This window comes from Streptomyces olivaceoviridis (assembly GCF_014650115.1).
GTDB lineage: Bacteria > Actinomycetota > Actinomycetes > Streptomycetales > Streptomycetaceae > Streptomyces > Streptomyces olivaceoviridis.
Genome location: NZ_BMUI01000025.1, coordinates 64,782 through 76,325 on the forward strand (window position 1 = coordinate 64,782; position 11,544 = coordinate 76,325).

Below are 11,544 nucleotides of genomic sequence, written 5' to 3' on the forward strand. Positions count from 1 at the left end.
CGGCGATGGCCCGGCTGGCGGGTCGCCGGCTGCTGTTCTTCGTCCCCGTACTGCTCATCGTCACCTTCGGCGTCTTCGCGATCGCCGCCGCCTCCCCCTTCGACCCGGTCAAGGCGTACGCCGGCACGGCGGCGTTCGGCTCGGACGCGCGGACCCTGGAACGGCTGCGGGAGAACCTGGGCGTGGACCAGCCGTTCACCTCCCGCTGGTGGCACTGGCTGACCGCCGCGCTCGGCGGTGACCTCGGCCAGTCCAGCGTCATGCGGCAGCCGGTCGCCCAGGTCATCGGCGAACGCCTGGTGTGGTCCAGCCTCCTGTGCGGGGCCGCGTTCGTGGTGGCGGTACTGACGGGCACGGTGCTCGGGGTGCTGGCGGCCCGCCGCCCCGGTTCCGCGCTCGACCGGGCCGTCACCTCCCTCACGTACTCCCTGGAGGCGGCACCCGTCTTCTGGCTCGCCCTGCTGGCCGTCTGGCTGTTCGCCCTTCGATCGGGCGTGCTCCCGGCCGGCGGGCTCACCGACACCGCGAGCGAGCAGGTCACGTTCTCGCAGGTGGCCGGCCATCTCGTGCTGCCGACCGGGGTGCTGGCGGTCTCCCAGCTCCCCTGGTTCACCTTGTACGTCCGCCAGGGGGTCGGTGACGCGCTCGCCGAGGATCCCGTACGCGGCGCGCGGGCCAGGGGGGTGAGCGAGCGTACCGTCCTGCTCGGTCATGCCCTGCGTTCCGGACTGCTGCCGGTCCTCACCCTGGTCGGCTCCCGGGTGCCCGAACTCATCACCGGTGCCCTGCTGGTGGAGAGCGTCTTCAGCTGGCCGGGTATCGCAGCGGCCACCGTCGAGGCCGCCGCAGCCGTCGATTTCCCGCTGCTCGCCGCCCTGACGACCCTGGCCACCGCCGCGGTGCTCGTCGGAAACCTCCTCGCCGACCTGCTCTACGGCCTCTTCGATCCGAGGGTGGAGTTCCGTGACATGTGAATCCGCGGCCGAGCCCGCCTGGCGGTCGTACGGTGTCCGCCGCCGCTCGACCACTGCCGTGCGACTGCGCGTCTCCGCGGCCCTGGTCGCCGTCACCGTTCTCGCCGTCCTCCTCGTGCCGCCACTGGTCCGGCTCGACCAGCAGACCGTCGACCTGGGCTCGAAGCTGCTGCCACCGGGCTGGGCCCACCCCTTCGGCACCGACGATCTGGGCCGGGACCTGCTGCTGCGCTGTGTCTACGGCCTCAGGATCTCCCTGCTCGTCGGCGTCGCCGCGGCCCTCGTCGCCACCGTGATCGGCACCGCCGTCGGAGCGACCGCCGGAGCGCTGGGCGGCTGGGTCGACCAGGGTGTCATGCGGGTCGTCGACACGATCGCGTCCGTGCCGCACCTGCTGCTCGGCATCTTCATCGTGGCCATGTTCCGGCCCGGGGTATGGCCGGTGGTGGTCTCGGTAGCGCTCACCCACTGGCTGTCCACCGCCCGGATCGTGCGCGCCGAGGTGTTGTCCCTGCGCTCGCGCCCGTACATCGACGCCGCCGTCTCCGGGGGCGCGTCCCGGTGGCGGGTGGCGGTACGGCACCTGCTGCCCGCCGTGCTGCCCCGGGCGGCGCTGGCCGCCGTGCTGATGGTGCCGCACGCCATGTGGCACGAGTCGGCGCTGTCCTTCCTCGGGCTGGGACTGCCGACCCACATGGCCAGCCTCGGCAACCTCGTTCAGGGCGGGCGGAGCTCGCTCCTTGCCGGGCAGTGGTGGCCCACCCTCTTCCCGGGTCTGTTCATCATCGTCCCCACACTGGCCGTCGCCGGCCTCGCCGGTGCCTGGCGGGAGCGGATCGATCCCCGCCGCCGATCGGAGCTGATGCTGTGACCGACCGAACACCGGTCCTCTCGGTACGCGGGCTGTCCGTACGCTTCCTCATGCCCGCGGGGCGCCGGATCGCCGCGGTCACCGACGCCCACTTCGACGTGGCCGCCGGCGAATGCCTGGCTCTGATCGGCGAGAGCGGCTGTGGCAAGTCGGTCCTCGCCTCCGCCCTCCTGGGTCTCCTGCCCGCCAACGCCCAGGGCGCGGGCGAGGCGCGCCTCGGCGACCTGGACCTGCTCTCGGCCGACGAACGCACCCTCGCCCGGACGGTACGGGGCCGGCTGATCGGACTCATCCCGCAGAGCCCGGCCGCCCATCTCACCCCCGTGCGCACCATCCGCTCCCACCTGGAGGAGACCGTCCGTGCGGTGAGCGGTGCACGAGGGCGCGCCGCCGTGCGAGCCGCAGCCGAAAGGGCCGCCGAACGCGCCGCGTTCCCCGCCGACCACCTCGATCACCACCCGCACCAGCTCTCCGGCGGCCTGGCCCAGCGTGCCGCCACGGCCCTCGCTCTCGTCGGCGAGGCACCTCTCCTGCTCGCCGACGAACCGACCACGGGACTCGACCGCGACCTCGTGGACCACACGGTGGACGAACTGCGACGCCATGTGGACGACGGCCAACGGGCCCTGCTGATGATCACGCACGATCTGGCCGCCGCCGAGCGCATCGCCGACCGTGTGGCCGTGATGTACGCCGGCCGGATCGTCGAACTCGCCGACGCGGAGACCTTCTTCGGCGTCGCAGGCCCCCGCCACCCCTATGGCCGCGGCCTTCTCCAGGCCCTGCCCGACCGCGCCTTCACCCCGATCCCCGGTATGCCGCCCGCACTCGGCGCGCTTCCCGACGGCTGCGCCTTCGCCCCGCGCTGCGCACGGGCCACCGACGCCTGCGCCACCCTCCCACCGTCGACCGGCGGCATCTCCTGCCACCACCCGCACGTGCCGGAGGACCTCCGTGCTTGAACTGCGTGACATCACAGCCGGATACGACCGCGAAGCCCCCGTCGTCCGCGACGCCTCCCTGACCGTCGCCCGCGGCGAGGCCATCGGCCTGCTCGGCCCCAGTGGCTGCGGCAAGTCCACCCTCGCCCGCGTCGCGGCCCTGCTGCACCGCCCCGAGTCGGGCACCGTCCTCCTCGACGGCGAACCGGTACGACGCTGGCGGCACCGCGCCCCGCGCGGTCTGCGCACCGCCGTCGGCGTGGTCTTCCAGCAGCCCCGGCTCTCCGCCGACCCCCGGCTGCGGCTCGCCGACCTGATCGCCGAACCCCTGCGCGCCACCGGTCGACGCGACGAAATACCGCAGCGCGTGGCGGAACTGGCCCCGGCCGTCGGCCTGACCCGGGACCTGCTGGACCGCCGCCCCCACGAAGTCAGCGACGGTCAGCTGCAACGCGCCTGCCTCGCCCGCGCCCTGGTCCTGCGCCCCCGCTGGCTGGTCTGCGACGAGATGACCGCCATGCTGGACGCCTCCACCACCGCCGCACTGGTGGCGGCCGTCGAAGACTACAGAGCCGCCACCGGCGCCGGCCTGCTCGCCGTGGGCCACGACCACACCCTCCTGCGCCGCTGGTGCGACCGCGTCCTGCGCTGGCAGGAGGTCACCGGCCGGATCCCGCCGGCCACGCCAGGGCTCCCGCGGACCTCCGGCCCCCAGCAGCCCGCCGATGTGCCGCCTGCCGGTGACAGATGAGGAGACGATCACAGGGTCAACGCCGCCGCGCGGGACCGGCCGGCCCGGTCGTCGCGTCGGCCAGGACGACGCAGAAGCCGTGCTCGGCCGCGTGGACCCACCGGTGGGCGCACAGCTCGTAGCGCGCCTCGTCCCAGGAGGTGTTCTCGTGCGTTAGCCGGCCACGGGACCGGTTCGCCGGGCACGGGCCGCGCCGCCACGGTGAGCGGCACACGGTCCTGGTGCGCGGACGGCTCGATGCGCTCGCGCACGGCCCGGTCCAGGCGTGCTTGTGGTCGGTCGTCGTTCATGGTGGTGCGGTTTTCCTGTCGTCGGAAAGTGGTGGCCCGGACCGCGCTCACGGCGACGGCGGCCGGCTGAACGCGCCGTCGGACAGCGGCGCCGCGGGGTGCAGCCGCGGCCACAGCGCGTCGGGGACGGGCTCGTCGATCCGCCGCGCTGCCAGGCGCGCCTGATCGGCGGAGGCCATGCCGGCGACCACCGACGCCACCTCCGGCCGCCGCAGTGGGAAGCGGAGCGCGGCGTGCGCCAACTCGGTGCCCGCGGCCCGGCAGAGTGCGGCGAGTTCTCGGGCGCGGTGCAGTACCGGCTCGGTCACCGGCGCGTAGTCGAAGGTGTCGTCCGGGCCCGGCTCACCGCGCGCGAGGATGCCGGAGTTGAACGGCGCCGCCGCCAGCACCGACACGCCGCGTTCGGCGCAGCGGCGCAGCAGCGGCTCGCCGGAGCGGTCGAGCAGGGTCCAGCGTCCGGCGAGCATCACGGCGTCCACGTCGCAACGGTCCACGATCCGCGTGAGCGGCTGCCAATGGTTCATGCCGACTCCGACCGCCGCGACCAGGCCCTCCTCGCGCATCCGGAGCAGTTCCGGCACCGTCTCGGCGATCACCTGCTCGACGTGCAGGTCGGGATCGTGGACGAGGGCGATGTCGATGTGGTCGACGCCCAGCCGGTTCAAGCTGTCCTCGATGCCGCGTCTGACCCCGGCGGGTGAGTAGTCGAGCTCACGCCGCAGTGTGTCCGGCACGGCGAACCCCGATGCGAGATCCGTGCCGCGCGGATCGTCGTTGGGGACGAGGAGTCGCCCGACCTTCGTGGAGATCACGTATTCGGCGCGGGGCCTGGACGCCAGCGCCCGGCCGAGCCTGCGCTCGGCCAGGCCGAGCCCGTAGTGGGGTGCCGTGTCGAAGTACCGGATGCCGGCCTGCCAGGCCGCGTCGACGGTGGCCTGTGCCCGCTCGTCGTCGACGGCGGTGAACAGGTTCCCGATCGGCGCGCTGCCGAAGCCGAGTTCGCTCACGTGGACGCCGGTCCGTCCGATCCGCCGGCGGTTCACTCCACGGCCCCGCTCCCGACGGCCAGCCCGTACCAGTGGATCGCGGTACCTCCGTACACGGCGGCCCGTTCCGCGTCGTCGAGCGTCCGAAGCAGCGCCGCCGTGATCGACAGGGTGTGCCCGTAGTCGGCGGCCAGGGTGCACACCGGCCAGTCCGAGCCGAACATCAGCCGCCGGGCACCGAACTCCGCGAGCAGCGGCCCGGCGTACGGCAGCAGGTGTGCGACGTCCCGCTGCCCGTCGCCGGCCTCGGTGAGCAGGCCGGAGAACTTCACCGCGACGTTCGGCAGGGCCGCGAGCTCGTGCATGCGGGCCGCCCAGGGCTCGACCGCGCCCGCCGCGATGGGTGGCTTGCCCGCATGGTCGAGGACGAAGGACGTGCCGGGGTGGCGCCGCACCGCCTCGATCGCCGAGGGGAGCTGTGCGGCGGTGACGATCAGGTCGAACACCAGGCCGCGCTCGCCCAGGACGTCCAGGCCGACGGCGACGTCCCGGCGCAGCAGCCAGTCGCCGTCCGCCGCGCCGGGCGGTTCGAGCTGGACCTGGTGCCGCAGGCCGACCAGTCCTGTACCGCCCTCGGCCGCGCGCAGCCGGTCCAGGGTGGCGGCGAGGTCGGGAGTCGTGAGGTCGGCCCAGCCGACGACACCCGCGACGCGGCCGGCGCGTGCGTACAGCCGCAGCAGTTCCACGGTCTCGTCCGCGGAGTCGACCGTCTCGACGACCACGGTGGCGTCGATGCCGTGCGCGTCGAGCTCCGGTTCGAGGTCGGCCAAGGTGAAGTCACGGCGCAGCCCGGGCAGTTCACGCGTCCAGGGTTGGTCCCGGACGGACAGGTCCCAGACGTGGTGATGCGCGTCGACGCGGGGCGGCCTCACCACGCTGTCGGTGGCTTCAGCGGGGTCCGTCGTCATGGAAGACCTCCTTCATCGGTGCCCACCACTCGCCGTCCGCCGCGGAGGCGACCGGCTGCTGGCACGGATCGGTCAGCCGCCACCACCGCCGCGTCGCCTCGTCCTCGGCGAGCCGTGTCAGGTCGGCGCGCAGGTCGTTCCCGGTGTACTCGTAGTAGCTGAACAGCAGACCGTCCCGCAGGAAGATCGAGTAGTTGCCGATGTGGGCGCGGTGCAGCGCGGCCAGCACGTCCGGCCACACGGCCGCGTGCAGTTCCCGGTACTCTCGTTCCCTCTCCGGCCGCAGCCGGATGACGGAGGCCACTCGTTCCATCGAAGCTCCTCGGTTCGATTCCGGTTCCGATTCGGGTCTTGTGCCGTGGTTCCCGCGTCGGGGTGCGGGAGCGCTCACTTGAGGGCGCCCAGCGTGATGCCGCTCGTGACGTAGCGCTGGAAGATGAGGAAGAGGATGACGACGGGGAAGGTCGCCATGGCGAGGCCGGCGAAGAAGGCCCTGATCGCTGACGAACTGTCCCTGGAAGGAGAGCAGTCCGACCGACAGTGTGCGGCTCTGCGGGCGGGTCAGCAGCACCACCCCGAACTGCACCTCACTCCAGACGAAGATCAGTCCGAGCATCGCGACCGAGATGAAGCCGCCCTTGCTGACCGGCAGGACGATGCGCATCAGCGCGGCGAACTCCCCGCACCCGTCGATCCTGGCCGCTTCGAGCAGTTCGCGCGGCACGGCGGCGAAGACCGACCGCATGATCAGGGCGATGGTCGGTGTGATGAACGCCGCGTACACCAGCGAGATGCCGAGCACACTGTTGAGCAGGCGGTACCTGCCCAGGAGTTCGAACGTCGGGATCAGTGTGACGACCAGCGGAATACTCAACGCGAGCACCATGACGCGGCTGACCGCGCCCGACAGCCTGCGCGTCGCCCGGGCCATGCCGTAGCCGGCGAGGCCGCCGCAGATCACGCCGATGGCAAGGCTGAACGCCGTGACCAGCACGCTGTTGACGAGGTAGGTCGACAGCGGTGCCCCGCCGACGGTCCCGCGCCAGGCGGAGGCGTAGTTCGACAGCGTCCAGCGACCGTCGAGTCCCAGCGGATGGGCGTAGACGTCGGCCGTCGGATGCAGCGACAGCAACAGCATCGACAGGAACGGGACGAGGGTGACCAGCGTCCAGACGAGCAGCAACAGGTATCCGAGCCACCACAACGGGCCGCGTCGCCCGCGCCGTCCGTGTCGGCGTGTGCGTGCCGCCGTGTCGGCCTTCCGGAGCCGCGCCTGCCGAGGCGTGATCGTCGGTGCCGTCATCACGCCTCCAGCCGCTGCTGACGGAACAGGTGGAGGACCAGGACACCGATCACACTGACGATCAGCGTCGTCACGACGGCGGTGGCCGAGCCGTAGCCGTAGTCCTGGTCGATGAACGACTGTTTGTACACGAGTACCGGCAGGATGCTCGTGGCGTTGCCGGGGCCGCCCCGCGTCATCGCGTAGATGATGCCGAAGGCGTTGAAGGAGAACACCGACATCAGGGTCGTGACCGTGCCGAGCATCGGCACGATGTTCGGCAGTGTGATCCGCAGCAGCCGTCCGGCCTCGGACACGCCGTCGAGCGTGGCCGCCTCGTGGACCTCGGGGGAGATGGTGTCCATCGCGCCCAGCAGGATCAGCATCGCGTACCCGGTCTGCGTCCACACCGCGACGAAGACGGTCACGATCAGCGCGGTCGTGGGCGACGCGAGCCATGCGTGTCCGTCGCCGAGTCCGAGGGAGCCCAGCACCGTGTTCACCACGCCGGTCGAGGGCTGGAACGAGTTGGACCAGAAGACACCCGCGACACTGACCGGGACGATGACCGGCAGGAACCAGACAGCCTTGAAGAAGCGGGCGCCGGGGACCTTCCGGTTGATCGCGTTGGCGAGCAAGGTCGCGATCACCACGGTGAAGAGCACGGTGCCGACGAAGAACACCAGGCTCGTCACGATGGACTGCCGGACCAGCGAGTCGCCGATGAGCCGCCGGTAGTTGGCCACTCCTCGGTAGGCGACCGGTCCGATGCCGTCCCATGAGCCGAGGCTGATGCGCACGGACTCCACCACCGGGTAGGCGATGAGCAGGGCCATCAGCGCCAGCGCCGGTACGACGATGAAGGCGGGGAACGTGTGCGCCTTCCGGCGCGGCCCCTGGGCCGCGACCGGAGCCCTTCCTCGGGCGGCCATCAGTCCGTCGCCCCCGAGACCTTGCCGGAGCGCAGGTTCTCCAGCCCGGTCTGGAACTGCTGGGCAGCCTGAGCCGGGGTCAGCTTGCCGGCGACGAGTTTCTGCAACACCGGTACGGCGAAGCCCTGTCCGAGTGTGGACGGCACGGTCGAGTCCCAGATGTTGACCAGCCCGACGGACCTCGACAGCTCGAACTGCTGCTGCACCAGGTCGCCCAGATTCGACAGCCTCGACGGCTGGATCGAGGTGAAGACGGGCAGGGAGCCACTGGCGGCGACCACACTGACCTGGTACTTGTCGGTCATGAAGAACTCAAGGAACTTCTTGGCCAGTTGGGGGTTCGACGCCTTGGCCGGGATGACGAGGGTGTCTCCGTTGAAGGCGTCGAACGGCGTCGTGCGGCCCTGCGTGAGCGGCGGCAGCAGGAACCATCCCATGCCGAACGACGGCTTGGCCGCCTTCAGGTCCGCGTAGCTGTAGTTGCCGCCCTGGAGCATCGCGAGCTTGCCGCTGGTGAACAGCGCCTGCGCCTGCGTGGTGTCCATGCCGAGCATCCCCTGCTGGAAGACGCCCTTCTTCTGCCAGTCCTGGATGGTCTTCAGCGTGTTCACGAAGCCCGGGTCGGTGTACTTGACGTTCGTCGGCGATCCCGGCTTGAAGTTCGTGAGCAGTGCCTGGTAGTCGCTCTCCGACACGCCCGTGGGCAGCAGTGCGTCGAGGGTGTGACCCAGGTCGTACGGGCTCGAACCGCCGACGCCGAGGCCCTGGTACCCCGCGGCCTTCAACCTGGCCACCATGGACTCGAACTCGGCGACGGAGGAGATCTGGTGATCGGCCGGGTCGGGTATGCCGGCCTTGGCGAACGCCTCCTTGTTGTAGTAGACGGGGGCGATCAGCAGTTCCTCGTAGAGGACGCCGTAGTGGTGCCCGTTGGTCGTGTAGTAGGCGGTCTGGCTCTTGGAGTACTTGTCCGCCAGACGGGCGGCCTTCCACACGTCGTCGATCCGGGTGAGCTGCTTGTTCTTCAGCAGCGCCGACCAGACGCCGGTGCTGCGCTGGAGGTAGCCGATGTCCGGGGTGGCGGTCGAGCTGAGCAGGGCCACGTTCGGGCCGCGGGAGCTGTTGGAGTCGACGCTCTCGAAGGTGACCTCGGTGCCGGGGTTGGCCTTCTCGAAATCCTTGCCGACCTGTTGCATCCGGTCGGCCAACGGCCCGGCGGGAATCTGTACGCGCAGCGACGTGCCGTCGCCGGAGGAAGAGCCCGGACCGGTGCCGCACGCCGAGAGGACGCTCGCGACCGCGAGCAGGACGGCGGCGCTCCTGGCCGCCCCGGAAGTGTCAAAGACCCGCACGTGACTCGTCCTTTCGGTGGGCGGACAGATCGACGGCGATGACGTCGACGAGGGCGCCGGTCGGTGGCGGCACGGTGATGAAGAGCTCGCCGAGGGGTTCGTCGTCGGCGCCGTCGGCCTTGTGCACCTCCTCGTTGAGGACGTACTCCAGAGGCTGCTCGGTGCCGAGCATGCGCACCCCGGTCACCGAGCCGATGGGCACGTTGCGGACGACGAGGAGGTCCTGCGGTCGCAGCAGCAGGTGCAGGTAGAGGGTGTCGCCCCGCTGGGTGGCGGGGCCGTGGAAGTCGAGGCGTTCGGACGCCGGCCCGGCGCCGAAGAGGCTCTCGCCGTGGCCGGCGAGCCAGGAGCCGAGCTGCTTGAGGGTGGCCACCTCGGTCGGCACGAGCGACCCGTCGCCGCGCGGCCCGATGTCGAGCAGGAGGTTGCCGCCGCGCGAGACGACCTCGCTGAGGTACCCCGCGAGCGGGCGCGGGCTCTTGTGGTCCAGGTCGTCGGGCCGGTACGCCCAGCTCTCGCTCATGGTGAGGCACAGCTCCCACGGCCCGCCCGGCGGCCGGCGCGGCATGCCCTGTTCGGGGGTGGCGTAGTCGCCCTGCCCCGGCAGCCGGTCATTGATGATCACCTCGGGCTGCCATGACTTGATCAGCTCGCACAGCTCGGCGGCGTGCCGCTCCTCGGCGGTGCGTTCCCACTCCCCGTCGAACCAGAGCAGGTCGATCGTGCCGTACCGGGTGAGCAGCTCGGTGAGCTGTCCCTTGACGTAGTCGACGAAGCGCGCCCACTGCTCCGGCGTCGGCCGGCGGTGGTGGTCGTGCGGGTAGGGACGGTCGGCGTCGGTGAACGCCGGATAGTCCGGATGGTTCCAGTCCAGCAGCGAGTAGTAGACGCCCACGCGCAGTCCCTCGGCGCGCAGCGCGTCGAACAACTCGCGGGTGATGTCGCGTCCGTACGGGGACGCCGCGACGGAGAAGTCCGAATGTTCGGTGTGGTACATCGAGTAGCCGGCGTGGTGCCGGACGGTCGCGGCGGTCGACTGGTACTGAGCGACGGTGATGTCGGCTTCCGGTTCGGTACGGCCGGGAAGGATCGAGTGACCGACCAGCGGCCAGCCGATCTCGACGCCCTGCTGACTGGCATGGTCCCAGTGGATGAACAGCCCGAAGGCCGCTTCCTTGAACCAGTCGGGAATGATCACGAGGGTCACCCTCTGCATCGAGTGGATCTTGGACCAGATCGGATACGATACGATTCCGCTTGAGAATGCAGGTACCTCGAACACGCGTCAACAGGTCGTCACGAGGATTCTCGAAACGATCGAGGCCCCGGCCACGGTTGACCCTCGTGATGTGCGTCGTTACGGTGATCGACGATGTGGAGGGGTGATGGGTGACCCAGTGCCGCTGACGGGAGCCGCCACGGCGAACGGCTCGGCTTCCCGGGGACCGGTCAGGACCAGCGTGCGCGAGTCGGTCTTCCAAGCGCTGATGACCCTGCTCATGGACCACGGTCTGGAGCCCGGTACGAAGCTGTCGATCGACGGGCTCGCCCGCGAACTCGGCGTGTCGCAGACACCGGTTCGCGAAGCCCTCGCCCGGTGCGAGTCCGAGGGACTCGTCGTGCGCCGGCCCAACGTCGGCTACCTGGCCGCGCCCCTGCTCGACCAGGCCGGACTGAACGACCTCTACGACATCCGCCTGCTCCTCGAACCGGCCGCCGCCGAACGCGCGGCACGGTACGCGATCGCGGCCGAACTGACCGACATGCACCGGACGCTCGAACGGATGAGACCGCCGCTGCGCGGTGACACCTACGAGGCGTATCGCGGCTTCGCGGAGCTCGACGCCGCCTTCCACAACGCGATCGCCGAGGCGAGCCGCAGCCCGCTCATGGCCGACACGCTGCGCCGGTTCCGCGCACACACCCACGGTTACCGCCTCTACTTCCGGCAGAGCATCGCCGGACAGGCCGTCGACGAGCACCGGGCCGTGCTCGACGCCATCCGCGCCGAGGACCCGCAGGCCGCGGCGCACGCCATGCGCACGCACCTGGAGGCTTCGCGGTCACGCCTGATGAGCGCCTACGACTCCTGACGCCGCCTGGTGGCGCGTTGCCGAGACCGACGCCCATGGCACCGTGCCGGCCCGAGGAGAACGGGTCTGCGGACGGATCCCGCGCACGCCCCCCACGAGTGACA

11 protein-coding genes and 1 pseudogene are annotated in these 11,544 nt (G+C 70.9%); 5 read left to right on the forward strand and 7 right to left on the reverse strand.

The annotated features are described in order from the left end of the window. The first annotated feature begins 5 nt into the window (after positions 1-5). From IE273_RS33945 to IE273_RS33960, 4 genes are read left to right on the forward strand one after another with little or no spacing between them, the layout of a single operon-like run. Positions 6-974: an ABC transporter permease gene (locus IE273_RS33945; RefSeq protein ID WP_189819010.1), complete on the forward strand. Its 969-nt coding sequence runs from the start codon at positions 6-8 to the stop codon at positions 972-974. After that, complete coding sequence (locus tag IE273_RS33950; RefSeq protein WP_189818967.1) at positions 964-1,845, forward strand: ABC transporter permease; 882 nt, start codon at positions 964-966, stop codon at positions 1,843-1,845. The genes IE273_RS33945 and IE273_RS33950 overlap by 11 nt, the downstream gene beginning before the upstream one ends. Next, entirely contained in the window at positions 1,842-2,807 is a 966-nt protein-coding gene (locus IE273_RS33955) for an ABC transporter ATP-binding protein (RefSeq protein ID WP_229887811.1), read from the forward strand. The genes IE273_RS33950 and IE273_RS33955 overlap by 4 nt, the downstream gene beginning before the upstream one ends. Next, positions 2,800-3,537 carry an ABC transporter ATP-binding protein gene (locus IE273_RS33960; protein WP_189818968.1) on the forward strand — a complete coding sequence of 246 codons (738 nt, stop codon included), beginning with the start codon at positions 2,800-2,802 and terminating at the stop codon, positions 3,535-3,537. Before IE273_RS33955 ends, IE273_RS33960 begins: the two co-directional genes overlap by 8 nt. A 337-nt stretch (positions 3,538-3,874) precedes the next feature. Here IE273_RS33960 and IE273_RS33965 read toward each other — a convergent pair whose 3' ends face one another. From IE273_RS33965 to IE273_RS33990, 7 genes and pseudogenes are all read right to left on the reverse strand, one after another. Beyond that, positions 3,875-4,870, reverse strand: coding sequence for an aldo/keto reductase (locus IE273_RS33965; protein ID WP_189818969.1), 996 nt, complete (start codon positions 4,868-4,870; stop codon positions 3,875-3,877). Next, positions 4,867-5,781, reverse strand: coding sequence for an amidohydrolase family protein (locus tag IE273_RS33970; protein WP_189818970.1), 915 nt, complete (start codon positions 5,779-5,781; stop codon positions 4,867-4,869). The genes IE273_RS33965 and IE273_RS33970 overlap by 4 nt, the downstream gene beginning before the upstream one ends. Next, a complete protein-coding gene (locus IE273_RS44040; RefSeq protein ID WP_229887826.1) occupies positions 5,762-6,094 on the reverse strand; it encodes an L-rhamnose mutarotase in 333 nt (110 codons plus the stop codon). Before IE273_RS44040 ends, IE273_RS33970 begins: the two co-directional genes overlap by 20 nt. A gap of 300 nt (positions 6,095-6,394) precedes the next feature. After that, positions 6,395-7,084, reverse strand: a pseudogene (locus IE273_RS45005) (carbohydrate ABC transporter permease); the annotation flags it as partial. Further along, complete coding sequence (locus tag IE273_RS33980; protein WP_189818972.1) at positions 7,084-7,995, reverse strand: carbohydrate ABC transporter permease; 912 nt, start codon at positions 7,993-7,995, stop codon at positions 7,084-7,086. The gene IE273_RS33980 and the pseudogene IE273_RS45005, both read right to left, overlap by 1 nt. Beyond that, the gene (locus tag IE273_RS33985) at positions 7,995-9,347 is read right to left on the reverse strand and encodes an ABC transporter substrate-binding protein (RefSeq protein WP_189818973.1); all 1,353 of its coding nucleotides are present in this window, start codon (positions 9,345-9,347) and stop codon (positions 7,995-7,997) included. The genes IE273_RS33980 and IE273_RS33985 overlap by 1 nt, the downstream gene beginning before the upstream one ends. Next, on the reverse strand, positions 9,334-10,563 hold the full coding sequence (locus tag IE273_RS33990) for an alpha-L-fucosidase (RefSeq protein ID WP_229887813.1): 1,230 nt from the start codon (positions 10,561-10,563) through the stop codon (positions 9,334-9,336). Before IE273_RS33990 ends, IE273_RS33985 begins: the two co-directional genes overlap by 14 nt. 169 nt (positions 10,564-10,732) lie before the next feature. Here IE273_RS33990 and IE273_RS33995 point away from each other — a divergent pair, with 169 nt between their 5' ends. Further along, a complete protein-coding gene (locus IE273_RS33995) occupies positions 10,733-11,440 on the forward strand; it encodes a GntR family transcriptional regulator (protein WP_189818974.1) in 708 nt (235 codons plus the stop codon). The last annotated feature ends 104 nt before the right edge of the window (positions 11,441-11,544 follow it).

Excerpts from the sequence above, each read along its gene's own strand:
- IE273_RS33970 (WP_189818970.1), bottom strand. The coding sequence starts at position 5,781 with ATGACGACGGACCCCGCTGAAGCCACCGACAGCGTGGTGAGGCCGCCC.
- IE273_RS33990 (WP_229887813.1), bottom strand. The coding sequence starts at position 10,563 with ATGCAGAGGGTGACCCTCGTGATCATTCCCGACTGGTTCAAGGAAGCG.
- IE273_RS33945 (WP_189819010.1), top strand. The coding sequence starts at position 6 with ATGGCCCGGCTGGCGGGTCGCCGGCTGCTGTTCTTCGTCCCCGTACTG.
- IE273_RS33995 (WP_189818974.1), top strand. The coding sequence starts at position 10,733 with ATGGGTGACCCAGTGCCGCTGACGGGAGCCGCCACGGCGAACGGCTCG.
- IE273_RS44040 (WP_229887826.1), bottom strand. The coding sequence starts at position 6,094 with ATGGAACGAGTGGCCTCCGTCATCCGGCTGCGGCCGGAGAGGGAACGA.
- IE273_RS33980 (WP_189818972.1), bottom strand. The coding sequence starts at position 7,995 with ATGGCCGCCCGAGGAAGGGCTCCGGTCGCGGCCCAGGGGCCGCGCCGG.